Raw genomic sequence first — 21562 nt, 5'->3', positions numbered from 1 at the left:
CGGGGTGGGGCTGAGCAGGGTAGACCCGGCGCGTCGTACACGCGCCCGTCGACGCTCGAGGTTCAGGAGGCCCACTTGCGCCGCCTCCGGATCGGATCCACGCGGGCGGGCGTGGCGGTGCTGGCGGTCGCCGGCCTCGTCTTGAGCTACTTCGCGGTGGCCCACCGAGGCGTCGAGGCCACCGAGATGCAGTTGAACGACGGCGGCGTGTGGGTGACGAACGGCAATCTGCGACAGGTCGCCCATCTCAATTACCCGTCGCGCACGCTCGATGGCGGACTCAGCGCCGTGGGGGGAAACCCGGGCGAGGTATTCGACATCAGCCAGGAGGCCAGGGACGTCCTTGTCTCCTATGCCGAGAGCGGCCACGCCGACGCCGTGGACACCGCGCGGCTGGTGTATAGCACCAAGGCCCAGGTGCCCGAGGGCATGACGCTCGTGCATGGTGGGCCCAATGTCGCGGTTCTCGATCCGTCCGGCGGGCGGGTCTGGGCCATGTCCATCGCCGACGTCAGCCGCTTCTCACCGGAAACTGAGCCGAGCCTGAAGGGAGCCGCGGGCGTCCGCGGCTTAGTCACCCGGTCCGGAATCGTGCACACGGTCGATGCGTCCGGTCACCTGCGGACGCTGCGACCTGCCGGGTCGGGATGGCAGATCGACGATGCGGGCAACTTCTCGGCATACGACGCGAAGGCCGAGCCGCGACTGTCCCTGGTGGGGGAGGAGTTGGTGGCTTTCGACCCGAAAGGGCATCGGCTCTTCTCACGCCACGGCGAGCGGAAGCTGGCCGACGACGGACTGCTTCTGCAACAGCCGGGCCCGGCCGCCGATGCCGTCGTACTCGTGGGCCCAGCGACCCTCTTGCGCGTCCCTCTCAGCGACGCGGCCGAGACTCGGACCGCGGTAGCGTCCGGGCAACCCACGGCGCCCGTCGTCGTCGGTGGGTGCACGTATGCAGCGTGGTCGGGCTCCGGTGCCTACGTGCGGGACTGTCCGGGGTCGGCGGATGATATCTCGCGCACCGTCGACAAGCTCGCCGGAGCCACCGATCTCGTGTTCCGGGTGAACCGATCGGTCGTCGTCATCAATGACATCTCCGACGGTTCCGTCTTCCTCCCCGACGACAACTTCACGGTGGTCGAGAACTGGCAGGACATCAGCCAGCAGATCGAGTCTCAGGAGAAGGGCCATGACGCCCCGTCCGAGGAAGTCGTCGAAAAGGTCGATACCGAGAGGTCGAAGGACAATCACCCGCCCACCGCCGTGAACGACGACTTCGGCGTCCGGGCGGGTCGGGCGACGAAGCTGCCTGTGCTTGTCAACGACTCCGATCCCGACGGCGACCTGATCACCGCCTCGGTCGCAAAGTCCCCTCGACTAGGCAAACTCGCCCAGATCCGCGGCGGTGAGGCATTGCAGATCACCATTCCCGAGGGTGCGACCGGCGCCGAAAACCTCACCTACCTGGCGACGGACGGTCGAGGTGGCGAGGACGAGGCCGTGGCCAAGATCTCGATCCATCCCGAGAGCGTCAATGGGGCGCCGAAGATCAAACGCGAAAGCCGACTCGTGCTGGCCGCGGGACACGAGGGCAGCTACAACGTCCTGCCCGACTGGCTCGATCCGGATGGCGATGACGTGATTCTCGGTGGCGTGGCCGACGTCGACGGCCTCCAGATCCGTTGGCGTCCCGACGGGCTGGTCACCATTCGTGACGTCGGCGGTGACGGCGCAGCTCGCAAGGTCGAGGTGATCGTCACGATGACCGACGGCCGATCGAATGGGTCGGCCGAAGGCTCCTTGACCGTCGATATCCGAAGCAAGGAGAAGAACCAGGAGCCGACGGCCAATGCCGATCACATCCGGGTGGCCGTGGGCGCAGACGTCGTTGTCTCGCCGATGACCAATGACACCGATCCCGAGTCCGACCCCCTGCGGCTGGCCATGGTGGGGGCGGCCGGGCCGGGCGCGCGCCTGCGCAAGGATCTCGGTGCCGGCACCTTCACCATCAGCAGCACCAAGCCGGGAACCGTCTATATCCCCTACGACATCACCGACGGCCCAAACCTGGCCCATGGTGTCGTGCGCCTCGACGTCATCGAGGTGGAGAGGGCCGCCGCACCAGTGACCGACAACGATCTGGCCCTGCTGCCTGCCGGTGGCTCGGTGCTCGTCGATGTCCTCGCGAATGACGACGACCCCAATGGTGGGGTGCTCGTCGTCCAGTCCACCGAGGTTGCTGCGGATCTCGGCATTTCCGTGGAGGTGCTGGATCACTTTCTCCTCCGGATAACGGCGCCGTCAGGTTTGACCAGGACGGTGTCTTTCCCCTACACCGTGTCCAACGGGACGGGGGCGGCACAAGGACAGGTGACCGTCGTGCCACTCGCTCCGGTATCCGAGCCCGAACCGCCCGTAGCCAAGGACGACGTCGGCGTCGTCCGGGCCGGGGACGTCATCACCGTGCCCGTGCTCGGCAACGACACCTCGCCGGCCGGCCTCGATCTGAGCGTCAGCCCCGAGCACGAGGTCATCGCCGGCCAGGACCTCGGCGAGTTCTTCGTCTCCGAGAACACCGTCCGATTCAAAGCCGGTGGCAAGGCCGGCCGGGCCCGGGCGACCTATACCATCCGCGACGCCCGTGGCAATTTCGCCTCGGCGGACGTCATTCTCACCATCCGGGGGCTGGCTGAGAAGAATGCCCCGCCGGAGCCGAAGCCCGTTATCGCGCGGCTGGTCGGTGGGTCGCAGGTAGGCATCGCGGTCCCGACCGACGGCATCGACCCGAATGGCGACTCGGTCACGCTGCTCGGCATCGAGACCCCGCCCGGGCTGGGGACCGCGACGGTGGAGAAGGGGAAGATCGTCTTCCGGGCCGCGCTGGGCGTTGCCGGCACGGATTCCTTTACGTATGCCGTGGCTGACCGGTTCGGCGCCAAGGCGACCGGGACGGTCCAGGTCGGGATTGCCCCTCCCGCCACCGGCAATCAGCTGCCTGTCGCGCTTTCGGACACCCTGACAGCCCGGCCGGGCGTCGAACTGGCGCTACCGGTGACGGCGAACGACTTCGACGGGGACGGTGACCCGCTCACCCTCGGCTCGGTGCAGCCCGTGGACAAGTCCACCACGACACCGGCCAAGGCCGACGGGCAACGGGTCTGGCTCACCACCCCCGAGAACGAGGCAACGCTCCTCTATTACTACGACATTGCCGACGGCCGGGGTGGCACGGCTCGCGGCGCCTTGACGGTCGAGGTCACCAAGACAGCGCCGCTCCTGCCGCCCATCGCCCGTGACGACATCGTCGACCTGACCCAGGTGATCGGGAAGGAGAGTGTCGCGGTCGAGGTGCTGGGCAATGACGAGGATCCGGACGGTGTCAGCGACAAGCTCACCGTCACGATCGGCGAACCGGGCGTTGTCGTCGACAAGGGCACCTTGACCATTCCGGTTAAAGAGGATCGACAGGTGCTCGTCTACACGGTGACCGACAAGGACGATCTGACGGCGAAGGCGGTCGTCATCGTCCCCGGGATCGGCCGCGAGGCTCCGAAAGACGATCCGCAGCAAGAACCGCCCGGGCCGCCGCCCACGCTGCGATCGGAGAAGTTGCCGGTGCGTGTCAAGGCCGGCGCGGCGCTGCGACTTCCCCTTGATGACTATGTGTCGGTTCGCGACGGGCACTCGCCGCGGCTGACCTTCGAGAAGAACGTCCACGTGGGGCCGGGAGCCGACGGCTCCTCGCTGGTCGCCGACGCGAGCACGCTGACTTTTACCTCGGCCAAGGACTTCGGCGGGGACACCTCGCTGACCTTCGAGGTGACCGATGGAAAGTCGGCCGACGACCCCGCGGGTCTGCGGGCGACGCTGACCATTCCGATCGTCGTCGAGGCGACCAAGAACTCGCCACCGGTCTTCCAACCGTCCCCGGTCACCGTCGAGGCCGGCGGCCCGAAAACGACGGTCGATCTGCGGCCGATGGCCACCGATCCCGACCCGGACGACCAGACGAAGCTGACCTTCACCCTCACCGGGGCCCCGGGTATTGATGCCTCGCTCAGCGGGTCGACGCTAACCGCGTCCGCGCCGCTCAGCGTGGAGCCGGGGACGGCGGTGACGGCCAAACTGACCGTCTCGGACGGGACGAATCCGCCCGTCGATGCCAGCTTGACCATCCAGGTCGTCGCCACGACGAAGCCCATGATGACGACGCGAGATGCCGAAGTCGAAGCCAAGGCGGGCGAACCGACAACCGTGGACATTGCGGCATACGTCACGAATCCCTTTGCGGCGGATGGAAAGCTGATCACACTCGTCGGCAGACCCACGATCGCCGGCGACGGCGCCCTAACGGGCGCGACCGGCACGGAGATCACCGTGACGCCCGGCGGGACCTTCCATGGCCAGCTGACGGTCACCTACCGCGTAGGCGACGCCACCGGCCGTCCGGAGCGTCAGGTTGACGGCCGGATCCTGCTCACGGTGCGCGCCAAGCCGGACCCCCCCACCAATGTCTTCGCCGAGACCAAGGCGTCGCGCACAGCGTCGGTCTCGTGGACACCAGGGCCGGCCAATGGCGCACCGATCACGGGCTTCACCGTGAAGTGGGCGGGTGGGAGCAAGACTTTTGGTCAGGTGACCAGTGGCACGATCACCGAGCTGAAGAACGACACGGAATACAGCTTCACCGTCACGGCGACCAATGACGTCGGCGAGTCTGAACCCTCCAAACCCTCGCCGAAGGTGCGCCCCGATGTCCGGCCCGACGCGCCGGAAGCACCCACGGCGACATTCGGAGACCGGCAGGTCGCGTTGACGTGGACCGAACCGCACACCGACGGTTCGGCGATCCTCTACTACACCGTCGAGATCAGTCCGCCGGCCGGGGGCAGCGCGCAGCAGAAGGCGACGGGTACGTCGTACACCTGGACGGGCCTGACCAATGGCACCGCCTACCAGTTCCGTGTCCGCGCGCATTCCAATGCCGTGGACCCCTCCGATTTCGGGCCCTACTCGAGCGCCGAGATCCCGGCGGGTCCACCGGCAACTCCGGCGGCACCGACCGCCAAGGGCAATGGCGATAAGACCCTGCCGCCGTCGGCTGCGGTGTCCTGGGCGGCACCGAACGGCAATGGCGATGACGCGATGACCTACGAGGTCCGGCTGACCGGGGGGAGCACGCTCTATACGGGCTCGGCCTTGTCGAGCAATTTCAATCTGTCCGTCGGGACCTCCGCGCAGAGCTTCCAGGTGCGGGCGACCAACAAGGCCGGCACGAGCGACTGGTCGGCTGCCTCGAACGGGGTGCGCCCGTTCATGGCGCCGGGCGCTCCGACCGGGGTGCGGGCCGAGGCGACGGGCAATGACAATGAGGTTCGGATCAGCTTCACGCCCGGTGCCGCCAATGGTGCGCTGCCCGGTGAGATCACGTATGCCTGGGCGGCCGGTGGCCGCACCGGGACGCTGCCCGCGGGTGGCGGCTTGGTGCGCGACGGGGCCTTCGTCAATGGGAATGATGTCGGGGTCACCGTGACCGCCACGGCGCACGTCGACGGCACCGATGCCACTGGCACGCCCTCGGCCTCGGCCGTGGCCAACGCCTACGGCCCCCCGCGTGTCCCGTCGGTGAGCGCGAGCGGCAACATCAACAATGTGACGCTCAGATGGGAGGCTGGGGCCACGACGAATGGTCGGCCCATCGAAGCCGTACAGATCCAGACTGCCGACGGCGTCTTCGACGTCCCGGTCAACGGCAGCCGGGACGAGGGCAATGGGCGCTCACAGGAGCGCTGGATCAAGGCGCAGGTAAAGGCCGGTGGTATCTGGTCGGGTTGGTCGAACATGGCGTCGGCGCGGACGTGGGAACCGCCATACAGCTCAACGCGGCACAACGGCGACACCCCCTGCCCCCGTGGCGTTGCTGGGCCGTGCCGAAAGGTAGAGATCGCGCTGTCGCGCTGGGACCCGGGCCGGACGGTCCACTGCTGGGTGCCCGGCGTGAGTGCGTCCTCGTGGAACCAGTATCGCGCCGTCGACGGTAACGGAAACGCCGGATGGGACGGCGTGGGCCGGGAGGGACAGCTCTTCGATACCGATCGATCTCCGATCCCCGACGGGGACAACACCATCGACTGTGACTACGGCTGAGGAGACGTCATGACACTAGCCCCCGAGAACGCCGCGTGGTTCGCCAATATTTTCGGCCAACTCACCGACAACGTCGGGCAAGCCTTGCTCGGCAAGGCGCCGGTCATCCGGCTGGCGTTGACTTGCCTGCTCAGCGAGGGCCACCTGCTGCTCGAGGATGCTCCGGGAACCGGCAAGACCATCCTCGCCCGTGCCCTCGCGGCGACGGTCCAGGGCAGCCACTCCCGCATCCAGTTCACTCCTGATCTGTTGCCCTCGGATATCACCGGCATCACGATGTACGACCAGCGCAAGGGGGCGTGGGAGTTCCACAAGGGGCCGGTCTTTCATTCCATCGTTCTGGCCGACGAGATCAACCGGGCCTCGCCGAAAACGCAATCGGCCCTCCTGGAGGCGATGGGCGAGAGTCAGGTGACCGTCGATTCGGTCCGCTACCCAATCGAGCGGCCCTTCATGGTCATCGCCACCCAGAACCCGATCGAGCAGGCCGGCACCTACCGCCTGCCCGAGGCACAACTGGACCGCTTCTTGATGAAGGCATCGGTCGGTTACCCGGACCGGGCCGCGTCCGTCCAGGTGCTCGCCGGTTCGGCGAATCCCGACCGGACCGCCTCCCTCAAGCCTTTGATCACCACCAAGGCCGTCGCAGAGATGGCCGACGCCGTCAAGGGAAACCACGTCGACGAGGCCGTCCTCGACTACGTCCAGCGCCTGGTCGAGGCCACCCGTGACGACCCGGACACCCAGCTCGGAGTCTCGACCCGCGGCGCGATCGCCATGGTGCGTTGTGCGCGTGTGTGGGCTGCGGCCCGCGGCCGCAACTATGTGCTGGCCGACGACATCAAGGAACTCGCCGCCCCGGTCTGGACGCACCGCTTGGTGCTGACGCCCGAGGCGGACTTCGCCGGCAGCACGTCGACGACCGTGATCGCTCGCGCTCTCGCCGGCGTCCAGGCCCCGATGCAACGGGCAGCTCGGTAGGTCTCGATGACGACGGCTTCGGTGGGTCTGGCCTGGCGGCGGCGGGTCTGGTCGCTGCGCGACCGCGCAGTCGACCTCGTCGGCCCGCGAACTGCGCCCGTCCTCGCCGCCGTGCGCCCGTGGACTCGGTCGGTCACCGGGCTCGGTTGGGTCGTCCTGGGCGGCGGTCTGCTGGCCCTCGTGGTCGGCCGTGATCAGGGCTGGACCGAACTGACCGTTGTCGGGCTGACCTTTCTCGTCGTCACGATACTGGCCCTCGCGTGGACGCTCGGGCGGGCGGCCTACGACGCCGACATCGTTCTCGACCGGGACCGGGTGTCCGTCGGCGAGAAGGCTTTCGGGGCCGTGACTGTGCGCAATCGCGCGGGCCGGATGCTGCTCCCTGCCCGGATGGAGCTTCCCGTCGGATCCGGAGTGGCCTCCTTCGACCTGCCTGCCCTGGCCAAGGACGCAGACCACGAGGTCCTCTTCTCGGTCCCGACCAGGCAGCGGGGTGTGATCGCGATCGGACCGGTCCGCTCGGTCCGGGGTGATCCCCTCGGGCTCCTGCGCCGCATGCGGGAATGGACCGGCGCTCATACGCTCTATGTCCACCCGGCCACGGTGCCGATCGAGGCCAGCACCAAAGGCTTCCTCAAGGACATCGAAGGCGTGACAACGCACGACCTGGCCTCGTCCGATGTGGCCTTCCACGCCTTGCGTGACTACGTCCAGGGAGACGATCTGCGCACGGTGCACTGGCGGACCACAGCACGCGTCGGTCGGCTGATGGTGCGCCAGTTCGAGGAGACCCGGCGCTCCCATCTGCTGCTCATCCTCTCCGTGGCCGAGGCCGACTATGCCGATGCGGATGAGTTCGAGGTGGCCGTCTCGTCTGTGGGTTCCATGGCTCTCCAGGCCCTGCGCGAGGAGCGGCAGGTCAGCGTGGTGGCCGGTCGTGGCCGAATCCGCTTCGCTACCGGGGCCGCACTGCTCGATCAGCTAGCCCCGTTGAGCACGGATGGTCGCGCGAAGCCGTTGCGTGACCTCGCCGCGGACGCCGTCGCCCTGGTGCCCAGCGCATCGATGGCGGCCCTGGTCACCGGGTCGCTCCCCACACCGCGCGTGCTCCGCGCTGCACATTTGGCGGTGCCGGCGCAGGTCGCGGCCTTTGCCGTCCGATGCGTGACGGACGGCCAATGCACGCGCCGCCGGATCAGCACCCTGACCGTGATCGACGTCCCGACCCTGGCCGATCTGCCGAGGGCGGTGCGATCGATCCGATGATCGCGAGTCCTCGGCTGAGCGTCGACCCGTCCATACCGCCACCCGACAATCGTGTCGGGGTCCGGGCACTCTCGCGCGCCGCTGCGCTGGACTTGATGGCCATGGCCGGCCTGCTCGGCGTCGGTGCCTGGTCATTCGGCTCTGTTTACGACTCGACGCTGGGCTACCGCGCGGCCTTCGGCGGGCTCCTCGCCGGCCTGACGATCGCGCTGATCGGGGCATGGCGACGGCTCGGTCTGCTGGCCATGGCGGGAGTGACGGCGCTGGCCTACTTCGGCTTCGGCACCGCACTGGCGCTTCCCTCGCTCGGCGTCGCTGGGGTGATCCCGACCCTGAGCTCGCTGCGGCGGCTGCTGCTCCTCGTCGTTCAGGGCTGGCGGGACCTGCTGACCGTGAGCGTGCCGGCCGACGACTTCGTCGGCCCGGCGGTCGTGCCCTTCCTGTCGGCTCTGGTGCTTGCCACGAGCGCGGGCAGCATCGCCCTGCGTGCACGCCGCTACCTCTGGGCGCTCGTGCCGAGTGCCCTGCTGCTCGCGGTCGGCATCCTGTGGGGAAGCAAGAGCGCATCGGGCGCCCCGGCGCAAGGAGTTCTGTTCGGGGCGACGGCACTGGGGTGGGGTTCGTGGCGAGGATCTGCCGCGCGGCGCGCAATAACGTCGGAGTACCTCGAACGCGACGCCGGCTTCTCGGGTACGGCCGTGCGCCGCGCCGCTGCCGCGGTGGCGACGATCGCCGTGGCCGCTGGTTTGGCCAGCGTCGTCGCTCCCGCATGGGGCGCGACGTCGAATCGACATGTCCTGCGAGACAATGTCATTGCCCCTTTCGATCCGCGCGCGTATGCCAGCCCACTCACCCAGTACCGCTATCTCGAGACCGATCTCAAGAAGCAGGTCCTGCTGACCGTGACCGGCCTCCCCGCCGAGGCGCGACTACGCCTGGCAACCCTGGACACCTTTGACGGCGATGTCTATGCCGTTGAGGCGGCTTCCGCCGGCTATCTGCACATCGGTTCACGTGTCGACGTCGGTTCGCGGCAGGGGAAGCCGACCACCATCGGGGTAAGGGTAGGGAAGTACGCGGGGATCTGGCTGCCCGGCGGTGGCGATGTCCGAGCCGTCCGGTTCACCGGCGACGACGCCAAGCAATGCGCCGACGGGCTCTACTACAACTCGGCGACCGGCACGGTGGCGACCACGGCGGGCGTGGGGGAGGGAACGGCATACGAGATCTCGGTCGTGCTCCCGACCCGGCCCCCGGACGCACAACTGTCCAGCGCAACGATCCGTCCAGTCGAACTGGCCGTGCCGCGCGCAGTGCCGGACGCCGTGGCGCAAACGGCCGCCGATCTCGCGGGTGAGGCGAGCACGCCATACGGTCAGTTGTCGGCGATCGCCGACCGACTACGCACCGAAGGCTTCTACGCCAACGGCGAGGACGCGGCTTCGCGAAGCGGACACACCGCCGAGCGGATCGGGGCCATGCTCGCGCAACCCGCGCTCGTGGGGGACGACGAGCAATACGCCGTCCTGATGGCACTGATGGCGCGGCAACTCGGGTACCCGGCCCGAGTGGTAATGGGGTTCTATCCCGGGGCGACGTCGAGCCGTGCAGCGGACGGTTCCGTGGCCTTGACGGGCGCGGATGCGCACGTTTGGGTGGAGGTGGCGTTCCAGCCGGACGCGTGGGTGGCCTTCGACCCGACACCGGATCACGACCGCAAGCCGCAGAAGGAGATCAAGAAGCAACGGCTCTCGCCGATGCCGCAAGTGCTCAATCCGCCCGATCCACCGCGCAGCGATGCGGATCGGCCCCTCGACTACGAGGGCGTGGCCAAGCCACCCCAGGATGACGAAGGCACACCGCTTTGGGCGCGGATCGGGAAGTATGTCGTGCTCGGGGCCGGTATCTGCCTGGCCTTGGCCAGCCCGCTGCTCGTGCTTCTCCTGCTCAAGCACCGCCGCCGCCGCCGGCGACTGACTGCACCCACGCTCGCGGAACGCGTCAGCGGCAGCTGGGAAGAACTCCGTGACGCGACGGTCGATCTCGGGGCGCCCCCGTTGCGGTCGGCGACGCGCAGCGAGCACGCAGTTGCCCTGCGTAAGCACTTCCCGGACACCGACGCCGCGCCCATAGCCACCGCGGTCGACGCTCTGGTCTTCTCCGCGGCCGAACCGACACCGGACGACGTGCGGCGCATGTGGTCCGAAGTCGACGTACTTCTTCGCGGCATCCGCCGTTCGGTGCCCACCCGGCGACGGCTCCGGGCCGTCACCTCCATCTCCTCGCTGCGAGCAAAACGCCAATCGAAAGGGCTGTCATGACCATGTCCGCGAGCATTCCCGCCGACGACACCGGCCACCATCCGGCACTGGCCGGCTATGCCCCGGCGTCGACCGGCGAGCGCATCCTCGGGTATCTCCTGGATGCAGTGGTCGGCGGGGTGATCGGCTTCATCGCATTTGTGCCCCTGTTCGCTGCCTTGCTCAGTCTGGGCGGCTCCTCGAGCAGCGATGAGGTGGGCGGCGCGCTGAGCATCGGCCTGGTGGGAGCGATCGCCGTCAACGTCGTCTTCTGTGTGCTCGCCCTCTACGTCCTCTTTGCCAAAGGGTCGCGGGTCGGGGCGATCCTCCTGGGGCTGCAGAATGTCGATGTCCAAACCGGCCGAGTGTCGGGCGGCAAGACCTTTCTGAAGTACCTCCTGCAGAGTCTGGTCATCGGCCTGACCCTCGGGTTAGGCGCCATCCTGCTCGTGGCGACGATCCGCCCAGGTCTAGGCCGCAACTGGTTCGACCGGGCGACTGGCGTGGTCGTGATCAACAACCGGCGAGGCCGCAAGCCTGGCGCACCGGCCGCCGAGACCGCGACGGGCGTGCCAGAACGGATGCCCCCGCCGGCTATTCAGCAGGTGGCCTTCCCCGGTTCCGCATCGCCCTTCGGTCAGGGTGCGCCCGCCATTGGCGCCCCGGGAGGCGTCGCTTCCGGCGGTATGCCGTTGCCCTCGGCCCCGCAGCCGGCTCCCGTTTCGCCCCTGGACAGCTGGCAACCCGCCACGCGCCCGTCGGCCCCGGCGCCGTCGAACACTCCGTTCGCCCCGTCACCGCCCAATTCTCCCTTTGCGCCGCCGTCGGCCGGCGGGTTCCCGGGTACGTCAGCGCCATCGGCCTCCCCCCATTCTCCGTCGCCATCCGAAGTGTTCCCGGGAGCGCCGGTGGCGCCGGCGTTCGACGTCGGTTACGTGGCTCAACCGGCGGCACCGAGTTTCCCGAACGCCCTGGACTTCGGCGTACCGGCACCGACGCCCACTTTCGCCGAGCCGGCACCTCTCGTGCGGGACATGCGCCCGCCGCAGGAGCCGGTGAGCGCCCCGGTGGCCGGCGGCGGCAACGAGCTGGACCGGACCCTGGCCCGCTCGTTCACCACCGTCCGCATCCGCGTCGACAATGGCGAGGTTCTGGACATCGACACCCCAGTTCTCCTGGGGCGGAACCCCGGTCAGCTGCCCGGGTTCGAATCGGCGCGCTTGATCCCGGTCGCGGATCTCGCTCGTTCCATCTCGAAGACCCACCTGGCCGTCGGTCCGGATGGAGCCGGCGTCTGGGTCGAGGACCTGAACTCGATGAACGGCGTGCGCGTCACGGTTCCTGGGGGTGCGCCGACGAAAGCCATTGTCGGGCAGCGTTATCCAGTTCCTCCGGGCGGCCGCGTGGAGTTCGGTGATCGCAGCTTCGTCGTCGTTGCCGGCTGATATGACGCAGCACGAGATGATCTTCACGGTCGCCGCAGGTGTTGCGACCGATCGTGGACGGCGACGCCAATCGAACGAGGACGGCTATCTGGCCAGTGCGCCCGTCTTTCTGGTCGCGGACGGTATGGGTGGGCACGTCGGCGGCGCCGCAGCATCTCGTGCCGTCGTGGCGGCCTTTGTCGACAGCATCGCGGGAACGTGGGTGACACCCGCCGGTCTTGATGAGGCTGTCGCGCGAGCGGCCCGCGAGGTGGCCGCCCTACCGGCCTCGGCCCGCTCGGCACCCGGCTCCACAGTCACCGGTGTCGGTATGGCGGAGCAGAATGGGACGCCCTGCTGGCTGGTCTTCAATATCGGGGATTCGCGCACCTATCGGCTCTCCGACGGGGAACTCGAGCAGGTGACGATCGACCACTCCCTCGTGCAGCAACTGCTCGATCACGGCGCAATCGATGCGGTTGAGGCCCGTAGCCACGGCGAACGTAATGTCATCACGCGGGCTCTCGGCGCCGGGATGTCGACTCGGCCGGCCGTCGACCAGTGGCTCCTCGTGGCGGCGCCCGGGGACCGGATACTGATCTGCAGCGACGGCCTGCACGGCGAGCTGACCGACCAGCTGATAGCCGCCACCTTGCTGTCCGTCCCGGAACCGGTGGCCGCGGCGCGGAGTCTTGTGGCCGCGGCGGTCGAGGCGGGGGGCCGGGACAATGTCACCGCCATCGTGGTCGACGCGATCGAGGTCGTCGCTGCCCCGCGAGAGCCTACCCCCGCCGCCGACCCGGATGACGTCATGGATCTCGACGGGCCGACCCTCCCCAGGACGATGCGTGTACCCGAACCCTTGGCGGAGTCCGAATGACGCCGGTCGAGGTGACATGGATTGCCGGTGAGGACCACGGCCTGGTCTGGCCTGATGGGTTGGCGCTGGTCGATGGCGATCTGGAGTTGTCGGTTGCCGAACAGCTGTGGTCGGTCATGTCCGACGGCAGTGATCTAGCGGGATTCCTCGAGGGGTTGAGCGCCGCCTGCGGTGGTCTGTTGGCGATCCCCGGCTTTGCGATCGGCCTTCGATTGTCCGATGGGGTGCACTTCGCCGTCCGTGGAGATTTCCGCGTCCACGCGACGGACGCTGCCGGTGAGCCACTCGACATCAGCGGTGGCGAAGCGGTGACCTGGTCCGAGCGGCTGGTCCCGGGCACGGTGGCGTTCATGCTCTCGGGTCCTGCCGATGCGGAGGGCGTCGCTCGTCGGCTGGCGAACGGTGTCGTGCCCGCCAGCCGGCTCACGAGCGGTCTTCGAACCGGGCAGGACGCCGAAGGAGCGCGCGACGACTTGGTCGAGTCGCCGGAGACCTCCGAGCCGGTGGGCCGAGCCCTCGAGGACGAGGGACTGGTCGTGGGGTTCCCGGGCAACGAGGACCTCGGGGCCACCGCCGTGCCGAACGATCTCGATGTCACTCGACTGCCGGAGGACGACCTGGTCACCCTCCTCCCCGGCGAACTGGATGTGGACGGGCCGATCCCCGGAGCCTTCGACGATCTGTGGGACGCGACCATCGCGCGATCGGTGGAGGAGGCCGCGGTCCGAAACGCGGGCGAGGAACACGCGTCCGCAGGCGTGCCCAATCGTCCCTCCGGCCCTGGCGCGCCGTCGCCCGGTACCCCCGCAACCGCGGGTCCGACCCCGGGGACGGGCCCAGGTGCCGATCCATGGTGGCGCAACGCCGACGGACTGATCTCCGGTGTGCCGGTCGGACCCGGCGTCGGCGGCGCCGGGCCCTGGCAGCAGCCCGCCAGGCACGGCGACCACGACGGCGAGACCATCGGCCGCCTGGATCTGGAAGGCCTGGTCCCGGGCATCGGCGATCGACGGGCGGTCGGGCACCCGGGACCAGGCGGCGGGGCATCCGTCGCCCCGGACCCGAGAGCTGTCCCTGCTGTCTTCTGCAGCCGTGCTCACCCGAACCCACCTCAGAGCACGGCGTGCCGCATCTGCCGGGAGGCCATCCCGCCTGATGTCGGCCGGCGAGTCGCGCAGCCCGTCGTCGGCCGGATGCGCGCGTCGACGGGCGCGACCTGCGAGTTGATCGGGATCGTCCTGGTAGGCCGCAAACCCAGTGGTGCACGAGGGCACGGCGCGGACCTGCCGCAACTGCTCGTCATACCGGGCTATCCGCACGTATCGAGCAACCATCTGGAGATCCGGGTGGACGGGTGGACGGTGTTCGCGCGCGATCTCGGTTCGCTGAACGGCACCTTCCTGCGGCGCCGGGGCGAGCAACCCAGCAAGCTGACCGAGCCGATCCCGATCTACAACGGGGACATTCTCGACCTGGGGCACGGCGCATCGGTGGTCTTTGAGGAAATGCCATGAGGCGGCAACAATCCGAGCCGCCGCACATTGAGGGATATGACTTCGTCCGGTTTCTCAAGGGCGGCGGATTCGCCGATGTCTTCATCTATTCCAAGCACCAGCGCAATGTGGCGGTCAAGGTGCTCCTGCGTGATGTTGGAGGCAAGCAAGCGACCTTCGAAGCGGAGGCGCAGGCAATGGCCCGGTTGTCGAACCATTCCAGCATCGTCACCATCTACGACGCCGGGGTCGCCGCCGGCGGTGCGCCCTACCTCATCATGGAGTACTGCAACCGGGGCGACGTTTCACTCGATCTGGTTGCCCGGCCTTACGCCTTGGATCGGGCCCTGGAGATCGCGATTGCGGTCGCGGGTGCCGTGGAGACGGCCCACCGGATGGGCATCCTGCATCGGGACATTAAACCGGCGAACATCCTGTTCACCCAAGGCGGCAAACCCGCGTTGACAGACTTCGGGATCTCAGGCTCGCTGACCGGGCAGAGCGAGGGTCCGGACGCCTTCTCGACGCAGTGGGCGCCGCCAGAGCAGATATCCGGTGGGGCGATGACCCGGGCCGGCGATGTCTATTCGCTGGCGGCGACCTTGTGGACCATGGTGGTAGGGCGCAGCCCCTTCATTCTCGCGGATGGCCCGAACGACAATCTGGCTCTCGTTCGCCGCGTCATGACCGCGCCCGTGCCGCCCACCCGGGTCGTCGGCGTCCCCGAATCCCTGGAGCGCGTGTTGGCCATCGCGATGGCGAAGGATCCCGACCAGCGCTATCAGAGTGCTGCCGAATTCGCATTCGCGCTCAACGCCGTTCAGAACGAGATGCACATTCGCCCCACGCCCTTGGAGGTCCTCTCCGACGATGAGGAGATAGAGGCGGACTCGGGCGAGCGAAGCGGAACCGTGGTTTCCGGATACACGCCCGTCGACCCGAGCGGGACGAGCCAGCCGGTCGAGACCAATCGGCATACGTCGCCACGTGCGACGCCCACCTCGCAGCCGGTCGCATCGACTCTCGATCGCGGCGCACCTCACGCCGTCACCGAGAGTTCCACGCACGTGGGTGGTGATCGCCGACTACAGCCCGGTGTCATCGATGCTTTCGGTTCGGGCTCGCCGACGCGAGTGACGCAACTACCCGCCCTACCGGTGCCCGGGCTCATCGAGGGCGACACCCAGCGGGCCGACCGGACCGGAGATGCTCGGGTGGCGCGACCGCCCGACCCGCCTGTCGAGCCCCCCCCGGCCGGTGGTTCTCGGGTCGGCGTCATTGCTGCCGCTGTCGCGGCCCTGTTTGCAGTCGGCGGAGTCAGTGCGTACCTCATTCTCTCGCAAGGGGACTCAGGAACAACTGCCGGGCAGACGACCAATACGACTGCCGCCCCTGTGGATCCGATCGGCGATGTCGTCCCGCCCCTGGTCGGGTTGACGCTGGCCAAGTCGGGCAGCAAGGTCACGGCGAAGTGGTCGAATCCCGCGCCGCTACCGGGGGATGTCTATCTCTACGGCGTCCTGGATCCGTCGACCGAGTTGACGCTGGTTCAGACGAGCGAGACGCGGGTGACGGTGCCCGCCGTCAAGGGGCGCACGTGTGTGTCGGTCCAGCTTGTCCGACAGACCGGATCCAAGTCCGATCCCATCAAGGAGTGCGTCTGATGACTGACGAAACATATTCCCTGACAGTCGATTTCGCGGGCGAGGTGCATCAACTCGACGGCTCGACCAGCTTTGTCATCGGCCGGGAGGGTGACCTCGTGATCGACGACAATCCGTATCTCCACCGGCATTTCATCGAGTTCAGCCTGGTGGACGGTCTGTGGTGGGTGCGCAATGTGGGATCACGGATCGCGGCCTTCCTCACCGATGGGCAGGGGCTGATGCGGACATCGCTCGCCGCGGGGGCGCGGTTACCGCTCGTCTTCCCGAGCACGCTGCTGACCTTCACAGCGGGTGCCACGGCGTACGAGGTCATCCTGACCACGGACGTGGCGACCTATGAGACCCAGCAACACCGCGTGGTCACGACGGGCGACACCACCATCTCGCCGACCACGTTCACCGAGACTCAGCTGTTGGCCATCCTCGCCCTTGCCGAACCACTCCTGCGGCGCGCCGGATCGGGAGCGGCCGAAGTACCTGCTGCGGTGGATGCCGCGCGTCGTCTCGGCTGGGCGCAGACGCGGTTCAACCGCAAGCTGGACAATGTCTGCGACAAGCTGACTCGCGCCGGGGTGCGCGGCCTGCACGGTAGCCCCGGTGCCGAGGCAAGCAATAGGCGCCTACAACTCGTCGAGTATGCCGTTTCTACCCTCCTCGTCACGCGCTCCGACTTGCCCCTCCTCGATCGTGAGGCACGCAAGAACGCCACCGTCCTGGCCCGCGCCGCTCAAGGCCACCCGATCGAGGACCCGGGAGACGACGAATGAGAATCCGGCTCACCTTGCGGCGTCCCGACGGCAGCCGCGCCAATGTGCAAATCGTGGCGGACGGGACGGCGACGGCCGGGGATATGGCGGCGGCGCTCGCGGCGGGTGAGGACGGCAGGGCCGATCCGGGACGACGGGACCTGACCTTGCGCTTGCTCGGATCGCGCGGCGAGGGGGCGACCCTGGCGCCGGCGACGCCGGTCCTGGAGGCCGGGCTCCGCTCCGGGGCAACCGTCGAACTGGCTCATGCCGCGGCAGCCGGCAAGGCGGATCGGGGCAGCGTGGGCGCGCTGCTGCGCGTCGTGACCGGGCCGAACTCCGGGCTCGAGGTGCAACTGCCCATCGGCTCGAGCGACCTCGGTCGTTCTCACGATTGCGATGTTCGCGTCAACGACCCGCTTGTCTCGAAGCGCCACGCACGAATCAACGTCGGAGATCGAGTGGACATCGTCGACACAAACTCGGCCAATGGTGTCGTGATCGGGGGGGTCCGCGTCGCGCGGGCCACGCTGGGCAATGGGGACTTGGTCACCGTCGGGGCGACGACGTTCACCGTGTCCCAACTGCAGACGTCCGTGCAGGGTGAGGCAACCAGCGATGTGGCCTTCGTCCGTCCGCCGCGGGTCCTGGAACGTCCCAGGTCTGAGTCCATGGCATTGCCGGATGCGCCGCGGGCGCCCCGAGCGAGCTTCTTCCCCTGGGTGGCGATGATGGCGCCCCTGCTGATGGGGACGGTCATGTTCGCCTTCAACCGAACACCGCAGGCCGTGCTCTTCATCATGATGAGCCCGGTGATGATGGCGGGGAGCTTCTTCGGCCAGAAGGTCGACTCGCGGCGCCAGCTCAGGCTCGACCTCGCGACCTTCGAGAAGGATCTTGAGCGGGTGACGACCGAGGTGCGCCACGCGCATGATCGAGAACGCGAACAGCTGCTGAACATGCACCCATCAGTGGCCCAGTGCGTGCAGGCCGCAGCGAGCCTGAGCCCGGTGATGTGGTCCCGCCGTCCCGAACACCCGGAGTTCCTCCAGACCCGACTCGGCATCGGCGCAGTCGAGCCGAAGTGCATTGTGGAGCGGCCGAAACGCGTCGGTGTCCCGGAGTGTGTGGACAAGGTCGTCGCGGCCCACCAGTCGTTGCTGACGCTACGTGACGCCCCCGTGGTTGCCGACCTGCGCTCGGTCGGCGGAATCGGCCTCAGCGGTGACCGGGGGCCGGTGGACGATGTCGCCCGCGCCCTCGTCGCGCAGATCGCCATCCTGCATTCGCCGGCCGAGGTCGTGCTGTGCGTTCTGACGTCGAGCGCGGGCAGGCAGCGCTGGTCGTGGCTCGAGTGGCTGCCCCATGTGGCCTCGCCGCACTCACCCGTCAGCCAACACCTGGTGGCCGACGCCATCAGCGGGACGAGCCTCTTGGGTCAGATCGAGGACGTGATCGACGTGCGTCGGCAAGCGTCCGGAGCGACGGCGGCGGCGAGGGGCCCCCTGGTCAAGGACGAGGACCGTCCGCAATCTCCCTTGCCGGCAGTCGTGGTCATCGTTGATGAGTCGCTGGTGGATCGCGGCCGGTTGACCCGCGTGGCCGAACGCGGTCCGGATTTCGGTGTTTTTGTGGTGTGGGTCGCCACCAGCAGACACGTGATTCCGGGTGCCTGCCGGACGTTCGTGGACATCGGTTCGACGAACCCGGTCGCGGGCATGGTCCGCACCGAGAAGACGCTGAACCCCTTGCATTGCGAGGGTCTGGACCTGGCCACGGCGGCGCAAGTGGCTCGACAACTTGCGCCGGTGACCGACAGCGGGGCACCCACCGACGACGATAGCGATGTGCCACGGTCGGTCCCTCTCGTCGCTCTTTACGACGACGCCTCTCCCGACGATCCGGAAGCGGTGCTGGCCGGCTGGCGCGAGAACGGCTCGCTAACAGTGCGCGACGGAACGCCCGCGCTGGCCGTGGACCGCCCTGCCGGCTTGCGGGCGTTGGTCGGGCATACCGGGTCGGAGAAGTTCGCGCTGGACTTGCGCACCCAAGGGCCGCACGCCCTGGTGGGGGGAACTACGGGTGCCGGCAAGAGCGAATTCCTGCAGGCCTGGGTCCTCGGGCTGGCGCGTGCCTACAGCCCGGACCGAGTCGCCTTCCTGTTCGTCGACTACAAGGGCGGAAGCGCATTTGCCCGGTGCGTGGATCTGCCGCACACGGTGGGTATGGTCACCGATCTCTCGCCCTACCTCGTCCAGCGCGCGCTGAAGAGCCTACGGGCGGAGTTGCGCTTCCGCGAGCACCTGTTGAACGACAGGGGCAAGAAGGACCTGATCGATCTCGAACGCACAGGAGATCCGGACTGCCCACCCAGCTTGATCATCGTCGTAGACGAATTTGCGGCCCTGGTCGGTGAGGTGCCGGAGTTCGTCGACGGCGTGGTCGACGTCGCCCAGCGCGGTCGCTCCCTGGGGCTGCATCTCATTCTGGCGACCCAACGCCCCGCGGGTGTCATCAAGGACAACCTGCGAGCCAATACCAACCTGCGGATCGCCCTGCGGATGGCCGACGAATCCGACTCATCGGATGTGCTGGGCACCCCGATGGCGGCGCACTTCGATCCCGGCACCCCCGGGCGCGGCGCGGCCAAGACCGGGCCGGGGCGGATCATGCAGTTCCAGTCCGCGTATCCGGGGTCACGCACACCAGCGACGCCCCAAGCGCCACCGATCCAGGTCTCAAGCCTGGACTTCGGTGCGGGGCGAAGCTGGACCCCGCCGGCTGTGCAGTCGGCGCCCGCCCCGGTCGCGACGGACCTCGATCGGATTACGGCCTCGATCGCCGCGGCGGCGCAGTTGGGGCGCGTGCCGGCGCCGCGAAAGCCTTGGCTGGACTCCTTGGCGGATATCTACAACCTGCGTCTGCTCACCCAGCGCAGCGACGATGCGCTCGTCCTTGGCGTGCTCGACGATCCAGAGAATCAGCGGCAAATCGCGGAGCATTTCCGGCCCGATGTCGACGGGAACATCCTCTACTACGGAGCGACCGGCTCGGGGAAGTCGGCGGCACTTCGGACGTTGGCGGCGGCCGCGGCGATCCTGCCTCGTGGAGGCGTGATTCACGTCTATGCCCTGGACTTCGCCAGTGGCGCGCTGGCGTCGCTCGAGACCTTGCCGCACGTCGGTGCAGTGATCCGCGGCGAAGACGAAGAACGAATCCGTCGCCTCATCAGGCGGCTGGTGGCCGTCGTGGACGAACGCACCGAGCGCTTCTCCGCGGTGCGTGCGGCCACTCTCAAGGACTACCGGGAGTTAGCCGGCGCGCCCAACGAGCCGCGGATCCTGGTGCTCGTCGATGGTTTCGGAGCCTTCCGGTCGGAGTATGAAGGCTCCATCCATCTCGACGCTGTCTACACCGCCTTCCTGAAGATTGTCGGCGAGGGGCGCGCACTCGGCATCCACGTCGCCATGACGGCCGACCGCCCGAATGCCGTCCCGACGACGGTGGCGGCAAGCTTCCTGCGCCGAGTGGTGCTGCGCCAGGCCGACGAGGATGGCTACCTGGCCCTGGGCGTGCCGCGTGACATCCTCACGCCCGCCAGCCCACCCGGCCGTGCCCTCCAGGCCGACAAGCCGCAGGAGTTGCAGTTGGCGATCTTCGGTGGCGAACGCAGTGTTGCGGTCCAGGCCCGGCTCCTGGAGGAACTCGCTCAGACGGTGGCTCACAAGCTGTCCGTGCGGCCCGAGCCAGTGCGCGCGCTGCCCGCACTGATCACGGCGGCGCAAGTGCCCGCGAGCGTCGCCGGCCGCCCGGTGGTGGGCGTTTCGGACGAGTCCCTGCAGCCCATCGGATTCGACCCGTCCGGTCCCATACTCGTGGCCGGCGGTGCTCAAGTGGGCAAGACGTCGGCACTGCGCTGGTTCGCCGAATCCTTGCATCGGGCGTATCCGAGAGCGGAGCTGTTCCATTTCGCGCACCGCAAGTCGCCCCTGTCGGGATTGGCACTTTGGCGCGAGTCGCAGCACGATCCGGAGCAATCAGTGCAGCTCGCGTCCCGTCTGGCGTCGAGCCTTGCGAGTCCGCCGCCGGACACCGGACCAGGCGTGGTTGTCATCATCGAGAATCTGCCTGCCTTCGTCGATGGGCCCGTGGATGACGCATTGCGTGAGCTGGCGGTGCTCGCCAAGAAGCACGGACACCCGATCGTGGCTGACGGCGACACCTCGGACTGGACGACATACTCCGACCTCCTGCGTGAATTCCGTTCAGCGCGAACGGGTTTGGTGCTCAGGCCCAGTACAGACGACGCGGACAACCTCCTCAACACGCCGACCCCGCGAACCCGTCCCGCGGACTTCCCTCCCGGGCGGGGCTACTGGATCGCGTCCGGGAAGTACGTCAAGGTGCAGATTCCGGTCGCCGAATGACGTGCTTGTGTCGTCAAATCTGAGGACTGGCGAGACCTCGCGGCTGGTGCCAATGTCAACCCGTGGCCAAGACAACAATCGAGCATTGGCTGCTGGTCTCGCGCCTCGGTGCGTTCGTTGACTCGGCGTGGGTCGCCGAACCCATCGACATTCCGGTAACGAGTCCGTAGGTTCATCAACAGCCAGAGAGCCTGGTTCAGATTCAAGGAGGAAAGTCATGGCCAATATCAC

The 21562-nt window shown here is 68.0% G+C and carries 10 protein-coding genes; all 10 read left to right on the top strand.

The features are described 5' to 3' along the window. Positions 1–75: 75 nt before the first annotated feature. Genes PKH97_RS00945 through PKH97_RS00900 form a run of 10 tightly spaced genes read left to right on the top strand, consistent with a single transcriptional unit; the run spans position 76 to position 21331 of the window. Positions 76–6147 carry an Ig-like domain-containing protein gene (locus PKH97_RS00945; protein ID WP_324385520.1) on the top strand — a complete coding sequence of 2024 codons (6072 nt, stop codon included), beginning with the start codon at positions 76–78 and terminating at the stop codon, positions 6145–6147. Positions 6148–6156: 9 nt separating this feature from the next. Further along, a complete protein-coding gene (locus tag PKH97_RS00940; RefSeq protein ID WP_324385519.1) occupies positions 6157–7128 on the top strand; it encodes a MoxR family ATPase in 972 nt (323 codons plus the stop codon). Positions 7129–7134: 6 nt separating this feature from the next. Next, the gene (locus tag PKH97_RS00935) at positions 7135–8394 is read left to right on the top strand and encodes a DUF58 domain-containing protein (protein ID WP_324385518.1); all 1260 of its coding nucleotides are present in this window, start codon (positions 7135–7137) and stop codon (positions 8392–8394) included. Beyond that, a complete protein-coding gene (locus tag PKH97_RS00930; protein ID WP_324385517.1) occupies positions 8391–10715 on the top strand; it encodes a transglutaminase domain-containing protein in 2325 nt (774 codons plus the stop codon). The genes PKH97_RS00935 and PKH97_RS00930 overlap by 4 nt, the downstream gene beginning before the upstream one ends. Continuing rightward, the gene (locus tag PKH97_RS00925; protein WP_324385516.1) at positions 10712–12139 is read left to right on the top strand and encodes an RDD family protein; all 1428 of its coding nucleotides are present in this window, start codon (positions 10712–10714) and stop codon (positions 12137–12139) included. Before PKH97_RS00930 ends, PKH97_RS00925 begins: the two co-directional genes overlap by 4 nt. 1 nt (position 12140) lies before the next feature. Further along, positions 12141–12998 (top strand): protein phosphatase 2C domain-containing protein, encoded by an 858-nt coding sequence (locus PKH97_RS00920; RefSeq protein ID WP_324385515.1) that lies wholly within the window; start codon positions 12141–12143, stop codon positions 12996–12998. Continuing rightward, the gene (locus PKH97_RS00915) at positions 12995–14512 is read left to right on the top strand and encodes an FHA domain-containing protein (RefSeq protein WP_324385514.1); all 1518 of its coding nucleotides are present in this window, start codon (positions 12995–12997) and stop codon (positions 14510–14512) included. Before PKH97_RS00920 ends, PKH97_RS00915 begins: the two co-directional genes overlap by 4 nt. Further along, positions 14509–16155: a serine/threonine-protein kinase gene (locus tag PKH97_RS00910; protein WP_324385513.1), complete on the top strand. Its 1647-nt coding sequence runs from the start codon at positions 14509–14511 to the stop codon at positions 16153–16155. The genes PKH97_RS00915 and PKH97_RS00910 overlap by 4 nt, the downstream gene beginning before the upstream one ends. Continuing rightward, complete coding sequence (locus tag PKH97_RS00905; RefSeq protein ID WP_324385512.1) at positions 16155–16925, top strand: hypothetical protein; 771 nt, start codon at positions 16155–16157, stop codon at positions 16923–16925. The genes PKH97_RS00910 and PKH97_RS00905 overlap by 1 nt, the downstream gene beginning before the upstream one ends. Next, complete coding sequence (locus PKH97_RS00900; RefSeq protein ID WP_324385511.1) at positions 16922–21331, top strand: FtsK/SpoIIIE domain-containing protein; 4410 nt, start codon at positions 16922–16924, stop codon at positions 21329–21331. Before PKH97_RS00905 ends, PKH97_RS00900 begins: the two co-directional genes overlap by 4 nt. Positions 21332–21562: the final 231 nt, after the last annotated feature.

The sequence above is a fragment of the Nostocoides sp. genome (assembly GCF_035343835.1).
In the GTDB taxonomy this organism is placed as follows: Bacteria; Actinomycetota; Actinomycetes; order Actinomycetales; family Dermatophilaceae; genus Nostocoides_A; species Nostocoides_A vanveenii.
This window is presented reverse-complemented; position numbering and strand designations above follow the sequence as displayed.

What these genes read in the sequence shown, in the direction of transcription:
- PKH97_RS00940 (WP_324385519.1), top strand. Translation starts at nt 6,157, where the DNA reads ATGACACTAGCCCCCGAGAACGCCGCGTGGTTCGCCAATATTTTCGGC.
- PKH97_RS00935 (WP_324385518.1), top strand. Translation starts at nt 7,135, where the DNA reads ATGACGACGGCTTCGGTGGGTCTGGCCTGGCGGCGGCGGGTCTGGTCG.
- PKH97_RS00930 (WP_324385517.1), top strand. Translation starts at nt 8,391, where the DNA reads ATGATCGCGAGTCCTCGGCTGAGCGTCGACCCGTCCATACCGCCACCC.
- PKH97_RS00925 (WP_324385516.1), top strand. Translation starts at nt 10,712, where the DNA reads ATGACCATGTCCGCGAGCATTCCCGCCGACGACACCGGCCACCATCCG.
- PKH97_RS00920 (WP_324385515.1), top strand. Translation starts at nt 12,141, where the DNA reads ATGACGCAGCACGAGATGATCTTCACGGTCGCCGCAGGTGTTGCGACC.
- PKH97_RS00915 (WP_324385514.1), top strand. Translation starts at nt 12,995, where the DNA reads ATGACGCCGGTCGAGGTGACATGGATTGCCGGTGAGGACCACGGCCTG.
- PKH97_RS00910 (WP_324385513.1), top strand. Translation starts at nt 14,509, where the DNA reads ATGAGGCGGCAACAATCCGAGCCGCCGCACATTGAGGGATATGACTTC.
- PKH97_RS00905 (WP_324385512.1), top strand. Translation starts at nt 16,155, where the DNA reads ATGACTGACGAAACATATTCCCTGACAGTCGATTTCGCGGGCGAGGTG.
- PKH97_RS00900 (WP_324385511.1), top strand. Translation starts at nt 16,922, where the DNA reads ATGAGAATCCGGCTCACCTTGCGGCGTCCCGACGGCAGCCGCGCCAAT.